Below are 17,978 nucleotides of genomic sequence, written 5' to 3' on the forward strand. Positions count from 1 at the left end.
TCTTTGGAGGCGGATGACAGCCGCGAGCCGGCCCCCGCCTCCTCTTTTCCTGCGGCCTCAGGCGGCCGCGCGCGGCCGCGCCGCCTGGCGCTGCGTCGCCGCCAGTCCCTGCTCCAGATCCGCGATCAGGTCCGCCGCCGCCTCCAGCCCCACGTGCAGCCGGATCACCGGCTCGCTGCCGCGCCAGTAGGAATGCTCGGCCAGCCGTTCCCGCGCCGCCACCTGCGCCAGGCTTTCATAACCGCCCCAGGAAGCGCCGAGCCCGAACAGCGCCAGCGCGTCGACCAGCGCGTTCGCCGCCGCCGCGTCGGCGCCCGGCAGCGTGAACGACACCAGCCCGTTGGCGCCCGAGAAATCGCGCCGCCACAGCGCGTGGCCCGGGTCGGACGGCAGCGCGGGATGGAACACGCGGCCCACGGCCTCGTGCCCTTCCAGGAACTGCGCCACCGCCAGCGCGTTGCGCTGGTGCTGGGCCAGCCGCACCGCCAGGGTGCGGATGCCGCGCAGCGCGAGGTAGGCATCGTCCGCGCTGATGGCCAGGCCGAAACTGTCGTAGGTCTCGGCGATGCGGCGCGCCAGCGCTTCGTCCTTGACCACCACCGCGCCCTGCATCAGGTCCGAATGGCCGCTGACGTACTTGGTCGAGGCCAGCACCGAGACGTCCACGCCCAGCGCGAGCGGCTGCAGCAGGTGGCCGGAAGCCCAGGTGTTGTCGGTGGCCACGGTCACGCCATGCCGGTGCGCGATCTGCGACAGGCGCGGCAGGTCCAGCACTTCGTACAGCAGCGAGCTGGGCGACTCCAGGTACAGCAGCCGCGTATTGGGGCGGATCAGCGTCTCCAGGTCATCCCGCGACGGCGAGAAATAGGTCAGCTCGATGCCGAGCCGGCGCAGCAGCGACTGGTCCAGCCGGCGCACCGGCGCGTAGACGCTGTCGGCCACCAGCGCGTGATCGCCCGGCGACAGCAGCGCCACGAACACCAGCGAGATCGCCGCCAGCCCCGAGGGCGCCAGGAAGGTGCGGCTGCCGCCTTCGAGCGCGGCCAGCGCATCCTCCAGCGCGCGGTGCGTGTCCATGCCCTGGCGCCCGTAGGAACTGACGCGCTCGCCGCGCGCGTGGCGGGCGCGGATGTCGTCGTAGGCGGCGGTGCTCTCGAAACGCACGGTGCTGGTGCGCACCACCGGCACGTTGACCGGGCCGTGCCCGTCGGTAAACGGCGGCGTGCCGGCGTGGATCAGCTGGGTATCGCGATGGTGGCTCATGGTGCTCGGTGGTGGATGCGGGTGTGGCTCAGATGGCGAAGCGCAGCTTGTCGAAGCTGACGACGAAGGGATCGGCGGGCGGGCGCGCCTGGGCACCGAGCGCGCGGTTGAGGAAGGCGCGCGTGCGCTCGCTGCCGGGCGCGCTGAAGATGCGGCGCGCCGGGCCATGCTCGACGATGCGCCCGCCCTCGGTGAAATACACCTCGTCGCTGATTTCCTCGGCAAAGCGCATCTCGTGCGTGACCAGCAGGCAGGTCAGGCCTTCTTCCACGAGGTCGCCGATCACGGTCAGCACTTCGCCCACGGTTTCGGGGTCGAGCGCGGAGGTGACTTCGTCGAACAGGATCAGCTCGGGCTCCATCGCCAGCGCGCGCGCGATCGCCACGCGCTGCTGCTGGCCGCCGGACAGCTCGCCCGGGTAGGCGCCGGCCTTGTCGGCCAGGCGCACCTTGCGCAGCAGCTCGATGGCGGTGTCCTCGGCCTGCGCGCGGCCGCGCCCCAGCACGCGCAGCGGCGCGATGGTGAGGTTCTGCAGCACGGTCAGGTGCGGGAACAGGTTGTACTGCTGGAAGACGAAACCCACGCGCTTGCGCAGCGCGATGCGCTCGGCCTCGCCGCGCAGCTCGCGCACCGCCACGCCGCCCACGGTCACGCTGCCCTGCTGCGGCTCCAGCAGCCCGGTGATGCAGCGCAGGATGGTGGACTTGCCCGAGCCGGACGGCCCGATGATGGACACCGCCTGCCCGCGCCGCACGTCGAGGTCGATGCCCTTGAGCACCGCGTTGCCGCCGAAGGACAGGTGCACGTCGCGCAGGGCGACCAGCGGCGCGGCCGGCGCGGGGAGCGTGGCCAGCGCGGGGCCGTCGGCATGTTCAGGCAACAGCATGTTTTTGTTCCAGATAACGGGTGAAGCGCGAGATCGGGTAGCACCAGGCGAAGAACATCGCCATCACGACGAAGTAGATCAGCACGGTGAAGGCGGTCTGGTTGACGGTATTGCTGGCGATCTGCGCGGTGTCGAGCAGGTCGTGCACGCCCACCAGCGAAGCCAGCGCGGTGCCCATCGTCAGCGTGGCGTAGAGGTTCATCCACGGCGGCAGCATGCGCCGCACGCACTGCGGCACGATGATCAGGCGCAGGATCTGCCGGCGCGAGAACGCCATCGAGCTGGCCGCCTCCCACTGCGTGAGCGGGATCGACTGCACCGCGCCGCGCAGCACCTCGGCCACGTTGGCGCTGGCCGGCAGCGCCAGCCCCACCACCACCTTGAACCAGTCCGGGAACGGCAGGATGTGGCGGCCGATGTTGATCTCGAACGGGAACACGTAGGTGGAGAAATAGATCAGCACCAGCCACGGCGCGTTGCGGAACACCTGCACGTACCAGTGCGCGGGCCGCGCCAGCAGCGCCACCGGCGACAGCCGCAGCGCGCCCACCAGCAGCCCGCCGGCGGTGCCCAGCGCGATCGCCAGCACGCTCACGCCGATGTTGACCAGGAAGCCGCGCAGCAGCGCCGGCGACCACTGCCACGCGCCGGCCAGCGCGCGCGCGAGGTCGGGATGGCGGCTGGCCGCCACCGCCAGCGCGGCCAGCGGCAGCAGCCACAGCAGGCCGGAGAAGCGCCGCGCCGCGGGCCAGGCGATGCCGGCGCGCGGCAGGCTTGAATCAGCGGTTGCCATAGCCGGGCATCCTCAATCGGAGTTCGAGCCAGTTGCCGGCCCGGCTGACCACCCAGGTCAGCACGCCGAAGAACAGCAGCAACAGCACCATCAGTTCCAGCACGTTGTCGCGCTGGGTCCAGATCATGATCGAGGCGTAGGTGATGTCGCCCACGGCGATGGCCGACGCCACCGCGGTGGCCTTGACCAGCTCCACCGAGTTGTTGACCAGCGCCGGCAGCGCGAAGCGCAGCGCCAGCGGCAGCTGCACGCGCCACAGCAGCGTGCGGCGGTCGAAGCCGAGCGACGCCGCCGCCTCCAGCGTGACCTTGGGCACCGCCTCGATGCCGGCGCGCAGGGCCTCGGCGTGGAACACGCCCTTGTGCAGCGACAGCACCACCACCACCCACAGGAACGGCGTGAGCGGGTTGCTGCGCTGCGCGTCCTGCAAGGCGTGGGTGATCAGCATGTTGAGCACCAGGAAGGCGCAGTAGAGCTGCACCAGCGTCGGCGTGTTGCGCGTGACCTCGACGAACGCGCGCGTGGCGCCGGCCACCAGCGCGTGGCGCGAGGTCAGCGCGGCGGCCAGCGCCACGCCCGCGACCAGGCTGCCGGCCAGCGTGCACAGCACCAGCTCCAGCGTGACCCAGGCGCCGTGCACGAAGGCGCCGCGGTCATAGGCGTCGGCCAGGAAGGCGTAGTTCAGGCCGAGGTGGCGCGCCCCCGCGATCAGTGCGGCGATCGCGGCATCCATCAGCCGCGGCCGCCCTTGAACTTGTCATGCAGCTCGGTGAGCGAAGGCGACGGCGGCAGGATGCCGTTCTTCTTCTCGGTGCCGATCAGCCAGCCGCTGCGGTGCCAGCCCTGCACCACGCGCTCGACCGCCTGGATGGTGTCCTGCTCGCCCTTGCGCGTCCAGATCACCGTGGGCGCGGGGTTCAGCTCGGGCAGCACGATGCGGTAGTTCTGCCATTCCGGGTTGCCGCGCACCAGCGGCTGCAGCAGCGTGTTGTCGTGCACGGCGCCGGCGCAGTTGTCGCCGCGCAGCGCCAGCAGGGACTCGGACGAGCCCTTGAAGCCCTTCGGGATCGCGCCGTACTCCACCTGCACCGGGCGTGTATAGCTGCTGCCCTGCGAGATGCACACGGTCTTGCCCTTGAGGTCTTCCCAGCGCTTGATGTCGCTCTGCTTGGGCACGATCACGGCGCCGCCCACGCGGTAGTACGGCGTGGGCACGTAGCCGAGCTGCTCGCCGCGCTCGGGGGTGTATTCCATCGACGCGATCAGCACGTCGACCTTGCCCTGCTGCAGGAACTGCACGCGGTTGGACGGCTGCACCTGCACCGTCTCCAGTTCCACGTTGAGCTGCTTCGCGAGGTCCTGCGCGAGGTCCGCGTTGAAGCCGACCGGTTTCTGCGTGGCGGGGTCGATCGAGCCGAAGGCGCTGCCGGACAGCATCACGCCGACCACGATCTTGCCGCGCTGACGGATCTTGTCGAGCGTGGCGTCCGCATGCGCGGCGCCGGCGAGGAAGGTGCCGGCCAGCAAGGCGGCGGCAAGGGCCGGCGAACGCGGCGACCGTGGCGAAAAAGTGCGTGTCATGGTGTGCTTCTGGTTGTTATGCGTGTCGTCATGCCGCGCGCCGGCCAGCGCGCGGCAGCCGGTGCGGTCGACCAACTGTACGCAAAGGCCCGGTGCCACGGAACGAATAAAAGAGGCAATCGTTATGCGCCGCGCGTTGCCACCGGGCACGCCGCATAACCATGCGCGGAAAGATTCGTTGGCCGCCGGCGGGGTGCGTTCCTAAGCTGTTCCTCCTCCTTCCATCCCGCACGTCCCGGCAACGCGCCGGGGCCGCAACGCCATGCAACGCCGCACACTCTTTCGCACCTTCATCGGCCTCGGCGCCGCCGCCATCGCCGGCGCCCCGCTGCTGCTGCGCGCGCACGCCGCGCCCGCGGCCACCGAGACCGACGCCTTTCCCGCGCACGCCGTGCGCATCGTGGTGCCGGTTGCCGCCGGCGGCAGCGCCGACAAGCTCGCGCGCACGCTGGCGCTCAAGCTCGGCGAGAAATGGGGCCAGCCGGTGGTGGTGGAAAACGTGGCCGGCGCCAGCGGCACGCTCGGCGCCGCGCAGGTGGCCAGGGCCAGGGCCGACGGCTACACCCTGCTGCTCGGCGGCGAGGGCGTGACGCTCAACGCCTCGCTGTTCAAGACGCTGCCCTACGATACGGCCCATGCGTTCCGCGGCGTGAGCAAGGCGGTGGTCAACCCGCAGATCCTGGTGGCGCGCCCGGACCTCGGCGTGCGCACGTTCCAGGACTACCTGGCGCTGGCCCGCAGGAAACCCGGCGAGGTGACGCTGGGCCTGCCCGGCAACGGCGGCATCGCCCACGTCGCGCACGAGATGCTGTCGCGCCAGGCCGGCATCCGCGTCAACTACATCCCGTATGCGGGCGGCGCGCCGGCCACGGTGGACCTGCTCGGCGGCCATATCGACGCCACCCTCATCACGCTCGCCGCCGTCACCGACTACGTGCGCGCCGGGCGCCTGACGGCGCTGGCCGTCACCACGCCCTATCGCTCGAAGGCGCTGCCGCAGGTGCCGACGATGGCCGAGGCCGGCGCCGCCGGCTTCGCCGTGGAAAGCTGGCAGGGCCTGATCGCGCCGGCCGCCACGCCCACGCCGGTGGTGGAGCGCATCAGCCGCGACGTGGCCGCCGTGCTCAGCGTGCCGGCCACGCGCAGCCAGCTGGAAGACGCGGGCTACGTGGTGGTGGGATCGACGGCGCAGGAACTCGATGCCACGCTGTCGAAGGACATGCCGCGCTATGCGGCGGTGATCGCGGCTTCGGGGATTTCGTTGCGGTGAGGGAAACAAACCCCCAGGGCTTTTGTACCTTTCAGGCCTTGCGATAGTCCACCAGCTTCACCGCCAGATCGCCATCGCGCCCGAGCTGGTCCACCAGCCCGATTTCCCAGTTCAGGTAGGCATGCATCTCGGCCTTGCGCCGGCCTTCGTCTTCGTAGGCGTAGGCGCTGTACCAGGCATCCTCGTCGCCGGTCAGCACGCGCGCGGCGGCGGCGGAGCCGGCCGGCGCGGCTTCGGCCGGCAGCCCCAGCGCCTGCCAGCGCGCGTTGCCGCCGAGCAGCGCGCGCACGTCGCGCGCGCTGGCGTGGCGCAGCGCCGCGGCCACCACCTGCGCCAGCACGCCGTCGGCGGAGGTGACGACGATCACGTCGGCCGGGCCGGCGTGGTCCAGCACCAGCGCCGCCTTTTCCGGCGTGGCGAACCAGGCGCCGGGAATGTGGCCGCGGCGGAAGGCCAGGCTGCTGTCGACGTCGGCCACCGTCACGCCGCCGCGCGCCTGCAGCGCGGACAGCGAAGCCGCCTCGATCCACGGCGCCTCGGTGGCCGAGGTGCGCAGCACGCGCACCGGCTCGGGCCCGGCCTCGCGCGCGGCGCGCGGATCGGCGCGGAACAGGAACACTTCGTGCCCGCTGAACTGGGCCAGCCATGCCGCCGTGGTCTGCGCGCGCACGCCGTCCCAGTCGGCCAGCACGATGCGGGCGCGGCGGGTGCCGGCGTAGGCGTCGGTGGCCTGCACCAGCTGCCCGCCGGGCGCGCTGCGCCAGCCCGGCAGGTGGCCGGCGGCGTATTCCTCGGGCGAGCGCACGTCGAAGCGATACAGCGTGCGCTCATGCGCCTGCTGCTCGAACGCGGCCAGTTGCGCGGCGTCGATGTGCCGCACGCCGGCGCGTCCGGCCACGCGGGCGGCGCGCTCGCGCGCCGTGGCCTGCGCGGCGTCGCCGGGCTGCGGGGCGAAGCGGGTCTGGCCGTGGTCGAGCGCGTAGCCGGCCAGCAGCCATGCCATCGTGCCGTCCTTGAGCGACACCACGCGGTTGGGAATGCCGGCGTTGATCAGCGTCTGCGCGCCGACGATGCTGCGCGTGCGGCCCGCGCAGTTGACCACCACCAGCGTGTCCGGGTCGGGCGCGATCTCGCCGATGCGGTAGACCAGCTCGGCGCCGGGGCAGTCCACCGCGCCGGGAATGCTCATGTTCTGAAATTCGCTGAACGGGCGGCTGTCCACCACCACCACGTTGTCGCCGCGCTGCTGGTGCAGGCGCAGCGCCTCGGCGGTGATCCACGGCGTGTGCAGCTCGTGCTCGATGACTTCGCCGAAAGCCTTGCTGGGCACGTTGGTGCCGCTGAACACTTCGTACCCGGCGGCCTGCCACGCGCGCGTGCCGCCGGCCAGCACCGAGACGTCGGTGTAGCCGAAGCGCAGCAGCTTGCCGGCGGCGGCGTGGGCGAGGTCCTCGGCCAGGTCCGTCACCACGATGCGCGTGTTCCGGCGCGGCACCAGGCGGTCGATCACGGTTTCGAGCCGGCCCAGCGGCGCGGGCACGGCGAACAGCAGGTGCGCGCGTGAGAAGGCGCCCTCCTCGCGCGCGTCCAGCACGGCCAGCTCGCCGCCGCCGGCGATGGCGTCCTTGAGCGCGGCCGGGCTTACCCGTGGATGGTCCGCGCGCGCGGCGGCGGGGTCGTCGGCAAAGGTCTGGGTCAGGTCGGTGATGGTCATGGCGGGGAAGAAAAAGGAGATCGTCGGATACGGCAAGGCGGCAACAAGCCGCGCGCGCTCAGGCAGCGGCCGGCTGCAACCCGCGCAGCAGGCTCACGAGGCGGTCCACGCCCTGCGCGCATTCCTCGGGGCTGGCGACCAGCGCGATGCGGACATGGCCCACGCCGGGGTTGTGGCCGTCGACCGTGCGCGCGAGGAAGGTGCCGGGCACCACGGCGAGGTTCTGCTCGGCCAGCAGCAGGCGCGTGAAGGCCACGTCGTCCAGCCCGCTGGCGCGGATGTCGAGCCACGCGAAGAAGCCCGCCTGCGGCGCTTCCAGCCGCGCCACCTGGCGCAGGCGCGGCACGGCGAAATCGAACTTCTCGCGGTACAGGCGGCGGTTCTCCACCACGTGCGCCTCGTCGCGCCACGCGGCGAGGCTGGCGCCCTGCACGGCCGGGTTCAGTACGCCGCCGGAATAGCTGCGGTACTGGCGCAGCCGCGCCAGCACGTCGGCGTCGCCGGCGACGAAACCGGAGCGCAGGCCGGGCGCGTTGGAGCGCTTGGACAGGCTGGCCACCGCCAGCAGGCGGCGGCGGTCCCGGCCCAGCGCCTGCGCGGCGGCCAGCGCGCCGAGCGGCGGCGCGGCCTCGTCGAAATACAGTTCGGAGTAGCACTCGTCGGAGACCACGTGGAAGCCGTAGCGCTCGGACAGCGCCAGCACGTGGGCCCAGTCTTCCAGCGGATAGACGCGCCCGGACGGATTGTCCGGCGAGCACAGGTAGCACAGCCGCACGCGCGGCCAGACCTCGGCGGGCACCGCGTCCAGCGCGGCCACCAGCCCGCGCGCGGTGTCGATGTAATAGGGCTCGGCGCCGGCCAGCAGCGCCGCGCCCTCGTACACCTGGTAGCCGGGATTGCTGACCAGCACCACCGGCGCGCCCTCGCGCGGGCGGCTGGCGCCCAGCACGGCCTGCGCCAGGCTGAACAGCCCGTCCTTGGCGCCGTTGACCGGCACGATCTCGCGCGCCGGGTCCAGGTCGCCCACGCCGTGGCGGCGCGCGATCCAGGCGGCGATGGCCTCGCGCAGCGCGTCGCTGCCGGGCACCTTGGGATAGCGGCCGATCTCGCCGGCGTGCCGCGCCAGCGCTTCCTCGATGAAGCGCGGCGTGGCATGGCGCGGCTCGCCCCAGCTGAAGCTGATCGGCGGCAGGCTGGTGCGCAGCGGCGTCTGTGCCGCCAGCGCCGCCAGTTTCTCCGTGGGATAGGGTTGCAGGCGTTCGTGCAGGGTCTGGCTCATGTGCGGTCTCCGTTCCGGGAACGGGGCCCGGCAATGGCTGGCCCCCGGGGCTTGCCCGGACCGGCTTGCGCCCAACTCTAAGAGCCGGGCAGGCGCCGCGGCAACGAATCTTTCCGCCATTGGAAATGCGAAGCGCGGCGCCCGCCCGACTGGGGCTTGGCGGCAAAACCGCATATGCATCGGCGATATTGTTCTTTCAGCCGCCGCCGCGCACTCCGTAGAGTGGAGGCCTGCCGATCAGAACGAGGATTCCCCCAGATGACCATCCAGAGCCAGCGCAGCGCCGCCGTCGCCACCACCCTTGCCGAAGTCCGCGCCCTCACCAGCCAGCGCGACGTGGACCGCGCCACGCTCGAGCGCGTGACCCACGCCCTGCAGGCGCTGGCCGACAAGAAGGCGTTGTTCGGCTTCGCCGATTTCCCGCCGCCCGCCGACGGCACCGCCACCTCCACGCGCTACCGCCTGAGCGAGGAAGGCCAGTTGCCGGCGCTGTACCTGAACTCCATCGTTCCCGGCAAGAAGACCATCCCGCACAACCACGACACCTGGGCGGTGATCGTGGCCGTGCAGGGCGACGAGCTGAACCGCGTCTACCGCCGCACCGACGACGGCAGCGATCCCGCCCGCGCCGCGCTGGCGCTGGAGCGCGAGCAGGTGGTGCGCCCCGGCGCGCCGATCGCCTTCCTGCCGCAGGACATCCACAGCATCCACGTGGTGGGCGACGCGCCCACGCTGCATTTCCACCTCTACGGCCGTCCTCTGGAAGCGCTGACCGGGCGCATCGGCATCGAGCCGGAGACCGGCCGCATCGTCAACTACAACACCACCCAGATGAACCGCAGCGAACAGGTCCCGGCCCAGGCCGCGGCCTGAAGCGCCGTCCATCCCAGCCCCCAGGAGCCCGCCATGACCCGATCCATCGATGCCGCCACGCTGCGCGGCTGGCTCAACGACGGCCAGCCCCTGGCGCTGTTCGACGTGCGCGAGCACGGCCAGTATGGCGAAGGCCATCCGTTCTTCGCCGTGCCGCTGCCTTATAGCCGGCTGGAGCTGGACATCGGGCGCCTGGCGCCGCGCCTGGCCGAGCGCATCGTGCTGCTCGACGACGGCGACGGCGTGGCCGCGCGCGCCGCGCAGCAGCTGGCGCAGCTCGGTTACGGCGACGTGACCCTGCTCGCGGGCGGCGCGCCGGCCTGGGCCGCGGCCGGCTATACGCTGTTCAAGGGCGTCAACGTGCCCTCCAAGACCTTCGGCGAACTGGTCGAGCACTGGCACCACACGCCGCGCCTGAGCGCGGACGAACTGGTGGCGCGGCGCGCGGCCGGCGAGAGGCTGGTGCTGGTGGACGGCCGCACCTTCGAAGAGCACCAGAAGATGACGATCCCCGGCGCCAGCAGCCTGCCCAACGGCGAGCTGGCGCTGCGCCTGGACGCGCTGGTGCCCGACGCGCGGACCACCGTGGTGGTGCACTGCGCGGGCCGCACGCGCAGCATCATCGGCGCCCAGACGCTGCGCAACCTCGGCCTGCCGAACCCGGTGCTGGCGCTGGAAAACGGCACCCAGGGCTGGTATCTCGCGGGCCACGCGCTGGAGCACGGCAGCCAGCGCCGCTATCCGCCGGCGCCGGATGCCGCCGCGCTGGCCGCGGCGCGCGCGCGCTCGGCGCGGCTGCTGCTGCGCTTCGGCCTGCCCGCGCTGTCGGCCACGCAGGCCCAGCAATGGCTCGACGATGCCGGGCGCACCACCTTCCTGCTCGACATCCGCACCGCCGAGGAATTCGCCGCGGGCACCATCGACGGCGCCACGCATGCGCCCGGCGGCCAGCTGATCCAGGCCACCGACCAGTACGTCGGCGTGCGCGGCGCGCGCGTGATCGTGTTCGACGACGACGGCGTGCGCGCGCCGGTGGTGGCAAGCTGGCTGTACCAGCTGGGCTACGAAAGCGCGGTGCTGGCCGACGGCGTCGACGCGGCGCTCAAGGTGAGCGCGCCGCCGCGGCCCCTGTCCGCCCGCAAGCTGCCGGTACTCGACGCCAGCCTGCTGCGCGCGCTGCATGCCGAGGCGCCCGACGCCATCGCGATCGACCTGCGCGACAGCGCCGCCTACGGGCGCGGCCACGCCGACGGCGCGGTCTGGTCGATCCGCCCGCGCCTGCCGCGCACGCTCGGCGAGCTCGGCGCCGAGCCGGGCCGGCCGGTCATCCTGATCGCCGCCGACCCGCGCGTGGCCAGCCTGGCCGGCAACGACCTGCTCGCCGAGGGCTACACCCATGTGTACCGGCTGGCGCAGGGCTACGACACCTGGCTGGCCGCGGGCCTGCCCCAGGCGGTGCGGCCGGCGCCGCTGCCGGCGGCGGCGCGCATCGACTTCCTGTTCTTCGTGCACGACCGCCACGAGGGCAACCACGAGGCGGCGCGCGCCTACCTGGCGTGGGAAACCGGGCTGATCGCGCAGTGCGCGCCGGACGAGCTCGGGGTCTTCCGCCGGGCGCCGGGCCAGCCGGCCGTGCACGGCCGCGCGGCGTAGCGCCCCGGCGCCGCCGGTTCCCTGCCACCGGGCGGCGCCGCTGCCGGCCGCCGGCGTGGGCGGCGCGCGGCACCGGCGGCCGGAACCCAGGGCTTTCCCGCCCGCCATCGCCACGGCGCGCGAGCCCGCCGCCGCGCCCGCGGCGAGCGCCGGCCAAGGACCGGCCTGCCCGCATCCGCGGCATCACATCCCGGTGTATTATGTTATGACATAGTTTCAATAACAAAACTATGGAATAGCATAAATCCGTCCAGCCATCTGCTATGCTATGACATATATATTCAGCTAAAACTATGTCATGGCATCATTCCAAGCACAGTTGCAGGCGCGCCGCGCCGCGCGCAAGGCTTCCCTGGCCGAGGTGGCACGCCTGATCGGCATGGCGCCATCGAACCTGACCACCGCGCTGAGCGGCAGGAGCGACGTGCGCGCCTCCACGCTGGAGGCCATCGGCGCCGCGCTCGACGCGGAATGGGTGCTGGTGCCGCGCGAGCACCTGCTGGCGGTGCGGCGCCTGCTCGAAGGCAAGGACAGCGGGCCCGACCGCGACGCCCGCACCTCGGTGGAAATGTTCCTGGAGCCGCAGCCGTGAGCCCCGGCCTGCGGCCCCGCTACCTCGAAGTCCATCTGCACGGCGTGCTGTGCGGGCATCTGTGCGAGGTCGAGCGCACCTGCCGCTTCGTGCCGGCCGAAGCGTTCCGCGGCGATCCGCTGCGGCCCACGCTGAGCCTGTCGCTGACCTTCCCCGGCAACGAGGCGCTGACCGCCACCGTGCTCTCCAACCCGTTCCATCCGGCGCTCTACAACACCAACGGCGCCTTGCCGCCCTACTTCGCCGGGCTGCTGCCCGAGAGCGAGCTGCGCAGGCACCTGGAAGCCACCCGCCAGCACGCCGGGGACCGCGACGACTTCGGCATCCTGGCCGCCGCCGGCGACGACCTGCCCGGCGCCGTGGTGATACGCCCGGCCCCGCTCGACACGCTGCCCGGGCACGTGCGCACCGTGGGCGTGGCCGGCGGCGCCGACAACCTCGAGATCGCCGTGATCGAAGGCGCCACCGAAGGCGCGGCCTCGGTCTCGGGCGTGCAGAACAAGCTCGCGCTGTCCACCGCGCAGGCCGGCAGGCGCTACATGCTGCCCACGCACGGGCGCCTCTCCGACCTGATCGCCAAGCTGCCCGCGCGCAACGACGACAGCCAGGTCTTCAACGAGTACGTCGCCATGCAGCTGGCGCAGGCCGCCGGCGTGGCGGTGGCGCCGTGCCGGCCGGTGCCGCTGGCCGCCATCGAGGTGGAAGGCCTGCCCGAGGCGCTCGGCGCCGGCCTGCATTTCCTCGCCGTGGACCGCTTCGACCGCGAGCCGGGCGGCCGCGTGCATGCCGAGGACGGCTGCCAGGTGCTCACGCGCATGCCCAGCCGCAAGTACGCCGGCCCCGAGGCCTACGCCGCGCTGGTGCAACTGCTGGAGCGCCTGAGCGTGCGCGGCATCGAGGACGTGCGCCAGTTCTTCATCCGCCAGGCCGTCAACACGCTGCTGGGCAACAGCGACGCCCATCTCAGGAACTTCTCGTTCCTGTACCGCAACGGCATCGCCGCCGAGCTGTCGCCGGCCTACGACATCGTCAGCGTGGCCGCCCTGCCCGGCTTTGCCGGCTTCGGCCAGAACGTCGCCATCGACCGCCAGCAGCGCGCGCAGACCCTGCAGACCTACCGCGAGTTCGCGCGCGCGGCCAGGGTCGCCGAGCGCATCGCCACCGCCGCCGCGAAAGACGCGGTGGCGATGGCGCACGAGCGCTGGCCCGCGCTGCTGGAACAGTTGCCGGCGCCGGCGGGCATGCGCGCCGTGGTGCTGGAGCGGCTGGCGACCCTGCCGCTGGCGCGGCCCGGACCGGCATGAGGAACGCGGCGCCGGCCTAGCTCAACCCGTCCAGCACCAGATGCTGCCCGTGGATGGCCTGCGCGCCGTCCGACGCCAGGAACAGCACCGCGCGCGCGGCCGCGGCCGTCGACACCCAGGCGGCCGTGTCCGCATGGGGCATGGCGCGCCGGTTGGCGGGCGTGTCGAGAATGCCGGGCGCGATGCTGTTGACGTTGATGCCGGCCTGCCGGACTTCGTGCGACAGGCTTTCCACCAGGCGCTGCAGCGCGCTCTTGGAGGCGCAATAGGCACCCATCGCGGCGGCGCCGCTGGCCGCGCCGCGCGCGGACACGGCGACCACCTTGCCGGCGTGCTGCGCCAGCATGGCGGGAATGAAGTGCCGGGTCACGGCCACCAGCGACCACGCATTGAGATCCATCATGCGCAGCCACGACTCGCGGCTCAGCGCGTGCGCGGGCTCGCCCATCTCGAAGCCGCCGGCCACGTGCACCAGCACGTCGAGGCCGCCGAAGGCGTCGAGGATGGCGCGCGCGGCCTGCGCCATGCTGTCCGGCGAGGTCACGTCGGCGCCGAGCGGCAGGTGCCAGCCGGCGGCCTGCGCCACCGGCGCGTGCGCGCGCAGCGCTTCGGCGTCGAGGTCGATCAGGGCCAGGCGGTCGCCTTCGTCGGCAAAGGCCCCGGCGACGGCGCGGCCAAGCGCGCCGGCCGCGCCGGTGATCGCGACGCGGCGGGGAGAGGCGGAGGATGCCATCGGAGTTCTCCTGAAGGCGGTGGCGGGGCCGGCCATGCCGGCGTTCTCCTTCAACATAGACATCGCCCTCCTCGGCCGCCAGCGCCATGCGGCGCCTCGGCACGCACCAGCGGCGCGGACCACCCGGTGCGCGGCGCGGGCGGGCCGGGTCCGCCATGCTGCACATGTCCTAGCCAGCGCCGGCAAGATCGTTCAAGATGCAGGCCTCGCCGCCGCCTGCCGGCCCGCCGGCTGCCCGGACACCCCCTTCCCGAGACTCGCAATTGCCGCTGAACCGACTGAAACAAAGCACAACCCTCGTTGCCGTGCTGGCGCTGGTCGGGTCGATGGCCTCGCTGTGCATCGGCACCTCGTTCGCCAAGACCCTGTTCGCCACAGCCGGCGCCCAGGGCACCACCGCGCTGCGCGTGGGCTTTTCCGCGCTGATCCTGCTGTGCGTGTGGCGGCCGTGGCGGCTGCCGCTGAGCCGGGCCAACGCGCGCGCGATCGCGCTGTACGGCGCGGCGCTGGGCGCCACCAACCTGCTGTTCTACATGGCGCTGCGCACGGTGCCGCTCGGGCTGGCCATCGCCATCGAGTTCACCGGGCCGCTGGCGGTGGCGGTGTCCTCGTCGCGCAGGGCCATCGACTTCCTGTGGATCGCGTTTGCCGTGGCGGGCCTGTTGCTGCTGCTGCCGCTCGGGCAGAACGTGGGCACGCTCGATCCGGTGGGCATCGGCTACGCGCTGGCGGCGGGGGTGGGCTGGGCGCTGTACATCATCTTCGGCCAGATGGCCGGCAACGCGCATGGCGGGCAGGCCACCTCGCTGGGCCTGACCGTGGCGGCGCTGGTGGTGCTGCCGTTCGGCCTCGCGCACACCGGCACGGCCATGTTCAGCCCGGCGCTGCTGCTGGCGGGGCTGGCGGTGGGCCTGCTGTCGAGCGCGATTCCCTATTCGCTGGAGATGGTGGCGCTCAAGCGCCTGCCGCGCCGGACCTTCGGCATCCTGCTGAGCATGGAGCCGGCGATGGGCGCGCTGGCCGGGCTGGTGTTCCTGCACGAGACGCTGAGCGCGCAGCAGTGGCTGGCCATCGCCAGCATCATCATCGCTTCGGTCGGCTGCACGGTCACGGCCGGCACGCGCCGGCGCGACACGGTGCCGGCGTAAGCCAGTCTGCGTTGCCGCTCAGCCCGCCGCCGCGCGGGCGGCGCCGGCCGCCGCGTCCTGGCCGGCGCCGCCGCGCAGCACCAGCGTGACCTCGTGCAGCATGACGTCTTCCGGGTTGCGCCGGCTGGAGAAGCCGAACTCCCGCATCAGCGCCAGCATGCGGCGGTTCTCGCTGAGCACGTCGCCGCGCAGCAGGCGCAGGCCCGCGCCGGCCGCGGCGTCGCGCAGGCGCGCGATCAGCCGGCGGCCCAGGCCCTTGCCCTGCCAGTCGTCGGCCACCGCCACCGCGAACTCCGCCACGCCGGCGGCGGTGACGACATAGTTGCCGTTGGCGACGATGACCGGCTCGCCCGCCACCTCCGCCGTGACCACCAGCGCGAGGCCGTCCTCGTCATGGATGAACCGGCTGATCACCTCGTCGGACACCCGCCCGCCGGTGAGGAAGCGGTAATAGCGGCTCTCGCGCGACAGCGCCTGGACGAAGGCGCGCTCGCGCGCCGCGTCGGCCGCGCGCACGGCGCGCACCACCACCCGCTCGCCGCCGGCAAGCTGCCAGCCCTGGGCGCATTGCGGGCATCCGGCCGCGGCGGCGGGTGGTTGCGACGAGAGCATCGGCGACTCCTGACTACATTTTTAATAGTCAGGAGTATAGGCTATACCCTGACTTTTGCAAATGAAGTCAGGGTGCTATGCTGGTTTCCATGCGACCCACCGCCGAAGACCTCCAGCACTGCTCGATTGCCGCCACGCTCAACCTGATCGGCGAGAAGTGGACGATCTTGATCCTGCGCGACGTGTTCCACGGCATCCGGCGCTTCGACGACTTTCTCGCGCGGCTGCAATGCTCGCCCGCCGTGCTGTCCGCGCGCCTCCGGACGCTGACCGAGGCCGGCATCCTGCGCAAGGTCGGCTACAAGGAGCCCGGCGAGCGCGAGCGCTTCGAGTACCGCCCCACGCGCGCCGCCGTCGAGCTGCTGCCGGTGCTCGTGGGCCTGCTGCAATGGGGCGACCGCCACCTGGCGCCCCACGGGCAAGGCCCGGTGGCATTGCTCACGCCCCAGGGCCGCCACGTGCGCGCCGCGCTGGTCGACGACATGGACGCGCTGGTGCGGCCCAACGACATCGAGCTCAGCCGGGTACCGCGCGAGGCCCCTCCCGCCGCCGCCGACGACGGGCGCACCGCCGCGGCCGGCGCCTGAGCCGCGCGGCGGCGCCGCGCACCGCCCTCGTTCACTGCACTGCACCATGACCGTGCCGCGCCGCCGCGGCTGCCCCAAGGCGGCGCACGGCCGCCGCCGCCGAAGCGCCCTTTCCCGCCAGAAGCCCCGCTCGCCATCACATCCGCCGCTGGCACGCCGCTTGCTCAACAGAACGCGAGCGGACCAACGGCGGCCCGCTCCCCCCACACACGGCGACAGCGGTCTTTACCGATGCCGCCAGGACAACGGCGTCCCCTGATCCTGTCTTCATGACCGGCTCGCGGGACGCCATTTGTTTTTCTGGAGTCTGGAGCCATGATGACCGGCAAAGCCACCCGCATCGAACTGCTGAGCCTGCGCACGCCGCAGATGCGCGCCTTCCACCTGACGTGGATGGCATTCTTCGTGTGCTTTTTCGCGTGGTTCGCCTGCGCGCCGCTGATGCCGGTGCTCAAGGGCGAGTTCGGCCTGACGCCCGACCAGATCGCCAACATCAACATCGCCGCGGTGGCGGTGACCATCCTGGTGCGCCTGGTGGTGGGCCCGCTGTGCGACCGCTTCGGCCCGCGCCGCACCTATACCGGCCTGCTGGCGCTCGGCGCGATCCCGGTGCTGGGCGTGGCGATGGCGCAGAGCTACGAAGCCTTCCTGTTCTTCCGCCTGCTGATCGGCGCGGTCGGCGCGAGCTTCGTCATCACGCAGTACCACACCTCGGTGATGTTCGCGCCCAACGTGGTCGGCACCGCCAACGCCGCGGCCGCGGGCTGGGGCAACGCCGGCGGCGGCGCCGCGCAGGCGACCATGCCGCTGCTGCTGGGCGCGATCCTGATGCTGGGCGTGAACCACGCGCTGGGCTGGCGCCTCGCGCTGCTGGTGCCGGGCGTGCTGATGCTGGTGGTGGCCGTGCTGTACTGGAAGTTCACCCAGGACTGCCCGCAGGGCGACTTCATCGCGCTGCGCAAGCAAGGCATCGCCGTGGACAGCGGCAAGAAAGGCGGCTGGGCCAGCTTCGCCGCGGCCAGCGCCAACTACCGCGTGTGGATGCTGTTCATCACCTACGGCGCCTGCTTCGGCGTGGAGATCTTCATCCACAACGTGGCCGCCACCTACTACGTGGACCACTTCGGCCTGTCGCTGGGCAGCGCCGGCCTGGCCGCCGCCAGCTTCGGCCTGCTGGCGCTGTTCGCGCGCGCGCTGGGCGGCTGGCTGTCGGACAAGGCGGCGCTGCGCCGCGGCCTCGACGCGCGCTCGATGCTGCTGTTCGTGCTGATCCTCGGCGAAGGCCTGGGCCTGCTGTGGTTCGCCCAGGCGCACAGCGTGGTGGCGGCGGTGGTGGCCATGCTGGCCTTCGGCCTGTTCACCCACATGGCGTGCGGCGCCACCTACGCGCTGGTGCCGTTCATTGACCGCAAGGCGCTCGGCGGCGTGGCCGGCATCATCGGCGCCGGCGGCAACGTGGGCGCGGTCGCGGCCGGCTTCCTGATGAAGGGCCTGGGCGGCAACCTGCAGCAGACCCTGACGGTGCTCGGCGCGGCCGCGCTGGCCTCGGCCCTGTGCGCCATCGCCGTGCGCTTCTCCGCCGAGCACAAGGCCAGCGAGCAGGCCCTGTTCGACAACGCGCTGGCCGGCTCCTGAGCCGCGCGGAACGACAAGAAGCACAGCAAGGCCCCGGCCCCACAGAACAAGGAAA

General features: G+C 72.2%; 17 protein-coding genes. 8 read left to right on the plus strand and 9 right to left on the minus strand.

Annotated features, from left to right (window positions below):
* Positions 1-57 precede the first annotated feature (57 nt).
* Genes metC through ACWTPI_RS28495 form a run of 5 tightly spaced genes read right to left on the minus strand, consistent with a single transcriptional unit; the run spans position 58 to position 4,523 of the window.
* Complete coding sequence (metC, locus tag ACWTPI_RS28475; RefSeq protein WP_059411515.1) at positions 58-1,263, minus strand: cystathionine beta-lyase; 1,206 nt, start codon at positions 1,261-1,263, stop codon at positions 58-60.
* A 28-nt stretch (positions 1,264-1,291) separates the two neighbouring features.
* Positions 1,292-2,149, minus strand: a complete 858-nt coding sequence (locus ACWTPI_RS28480; protein WP_020201071.1) for an amino acid ABC transporter ATP-binding protein — start codon at positions 2,147-2,149, stop codon at positions 1,292-1,294.
* Positions 2,136-2,942 (minus strand): amino acid ABC transporter permease, encoded by an 807-nt coding sequence (locus ACWTPI_RS28485; RefSeq protein WP_020201070.1) that lies wholly within the window; start codon positions 2,940-2,942, stop codon positions 2,136-2,138. Before ACWTPI_RS28485 ends, ACWTPI_RS28480 begins: the two co-directional genes overlap by 14 nt.
* Positions 2,929-3,675, minus strand: coding sequence for an amino acid ABC transporter permease (locus ACWTPI_RS28490; protein WP_454733405.1), 747 nt, complete (start codon positions 3,673-3,675; stop codon positions 2,929-2,931). The genes ACWTPI_RS28485 and ACWTPI_RS28490 overlap by 14 nt, the downstream gene beginning before the upstream one ends.
* Positions 3,675-4,523, minus strand: a complete 849-nt coding sequence (locus tag ACWTPI_RS28495) for a transporter substrate-binding domain-containing protein (RefSeq protein WP_454733406.1) — start codon at positions 4,521-4,523, stop codon at positions 3,675-3,677. The genes ACWTPI_RS28490 and ACWTPI_RS28495 overlap by 1 nt, the downstream gene beginning before the upstream one ends.
* Before the next feature lie 262 nt (positions 4,524-4,785).
* On the opposite strand from ACWTPI_RS28495, the gene ACWTPI_RS28500 reads away from it, so the two are divergent.
* Positions 4,786-5,793, plus strand: coding sequence for a tripartite tricarboxylate transporter substrate binding protein (locus ACWTPI_RS28500; RefSeq protein WP_454733407.1), 1,008 nt, complete (start codon positions 4,786-4,788; stop codon positions 5,791-5,793).
* 31 nt (positions 5,794-5,824) lie between these two features.
* Here the strand turns inward: ACWTPI_RS28500 and ACWTPI_RS28505 are convergent, their stop codons facing one another.
* Complete coding sequence (locus ACWTPI_RS28505; RefSeq protein ID WP_454733408.1) at positions 5,825-7,507, minus strand: rhodanese-like domain-containing protein; 1,683 nt, start codon at positions 7,505-7,507, stop codon at positions 5,825-5,827.
* Between the two features lie 58 nt (positions 7,508-7,565).
* On the minus strand, positions 7,566-8,786 hold the full coding sequence (gene dapC, locus ACWTPI_RS28510) for a succinyldiaminopimelate transaminase (RefSeq protein ID WP_454733409.1): 1,221 nt from the start codon (positions 8,784-8,786) through the stop codon (positions 7,566-7,568).
* Between the two features lie 258 nt (positions 8,787-9,044).
* On the opposite strand from dapC, the gene ACWTPI_RS28515 reads away from it, so the two are divergent.
* The 4 genes from ACWTPI_RS28515 (at position 9,045) to ACWTPI_RS28530 (ending at position 13,208) form a co-directional block, all read left to right on the plus strand.
* A complete protein-coding gene (locus tag ACWTPI_RS28515; protein WP_059411510.1) occupies positions 9,045-9,659 on the plus strand; it encodes a cysteine dioxygenase family protein in 615 nt (204 codons plus the stop codon).
* Between the two features lie 33 nt (positions 9,660-9,692).
* A complete protein-coding gene (locus tag ACWTPI_RS28520; protein ID WP_454733410.1) occupies positions 9,693-11,312 on the plus strand; it encodes a rhodanese-like domain-containing protein in 1,620 nt (539 codons plus the stop codon).
* A 298-nt stretch (positions 11,313-11,610) separates the two neighbouring features.
* A complete protein-coding gene (locus ACWTPI_RS28525) occupies positions 11,611-11,904 on the plus strand; it encodes a helix-turn-helix domain-containing protein (RefSeq protein ID WP_029043197.1) in 294 nt (97 codons plus the stop codon).
* Complete coding sequence (locus ACWTPI_RS28530; protein WP_454733411.1) at positions 11,901-13,208, plus strand: type II toxin-antitoxin system HipA family toxin; 1,308 nt, start codon at positions 11,901-11,903, stop codon at positions 13,206-13,208. The genes ACWTPI_RS28525 and ACWTPI_RS28530 overlap by 4 nt, the downstream gene beginning before the upstream one ends.
* 16 nt (positions 13,209-13,224) lie before the next feature.
* On the opposite strand, the gene ACWTPI_RS28535 is transcribed toward ACWTPI_RS28530, so the two are convergent.
* Entirely contained in the window at positions 13,225-13,941 is a 717-nt protein-coding gene (locus ACWTPI_RS28535) for an SDR family oxidoreductase (RefSeq protein ID WP_020201060.1), read from the minus strand.
* 263 nt (positions 13,942-14,204) lie between these two features.
* On the opposite strand from ACWTPI_RS28535, the gene ACWTPI_RS28540 reads away from it, so the two are divergent.
* Positions 14,205-15,089: an EamA family transporter gene (locus tag ACWTPI_RS28540; RefSeq protein WP_081651310.1), complete on the plus strand. Its 885-nt coding sequence runs from the start codon at positions 14,205-14,207 to the stop codon at positions 15,087-15,089.
* Positions 15,090-15,107: 18 nt separating this feature from the next.
* Here the strand turns inward: ACWTPI_RS28540 and ACWTPI_RS28545 are convergent, their stop codons facing one another.
* Positions 15,108-15,701 (minus strand): N-acetyltransferase family protein, encoded by a 594-nt coding sequence (locus tag ACWTPI_RS28545; RefSeq protein WP_454733412.1) that lies wholly within the window; start codon positions 15,699-15,701, stop codon positions 15,108-15,110.
* A gap of 89 nt (positions 15,702-15,790) precedes the next feature.
* Here ACWTPI_RS28545 and ACWTPI_RS28550 point away from each other — a divergent pair, with 89 nt between their 5' ends.
* Positions 15,791-16,288, plus strand: a complete 498-nt coding sequence (locus ACWTPI_RS28550; protein ID WP_454733413.1) for a winged helix-turn-helix transcriptional regulator — start codon at positions 15,791-15,793, stop codon at positions 16,286-16,288.
* Between the two features lie 318 nt (positions 16,289-16,606).
* Positions 16,607-17,923, plus strand: coding sequence for an MFS transporter (locus tag ACWTPI_RS28555; RefSeq protein WP_029043195.1), 1,317 nt, complete (start codon positions 16,607-16,609; stop codon positions 17,921-17,923).
* The last annotated feature ends 55 nt before the right edge of the window (positions 17,924-17,978 follow it).

Source organism: Cupriavidus ulmosensis (assembly GCF_977008105.1).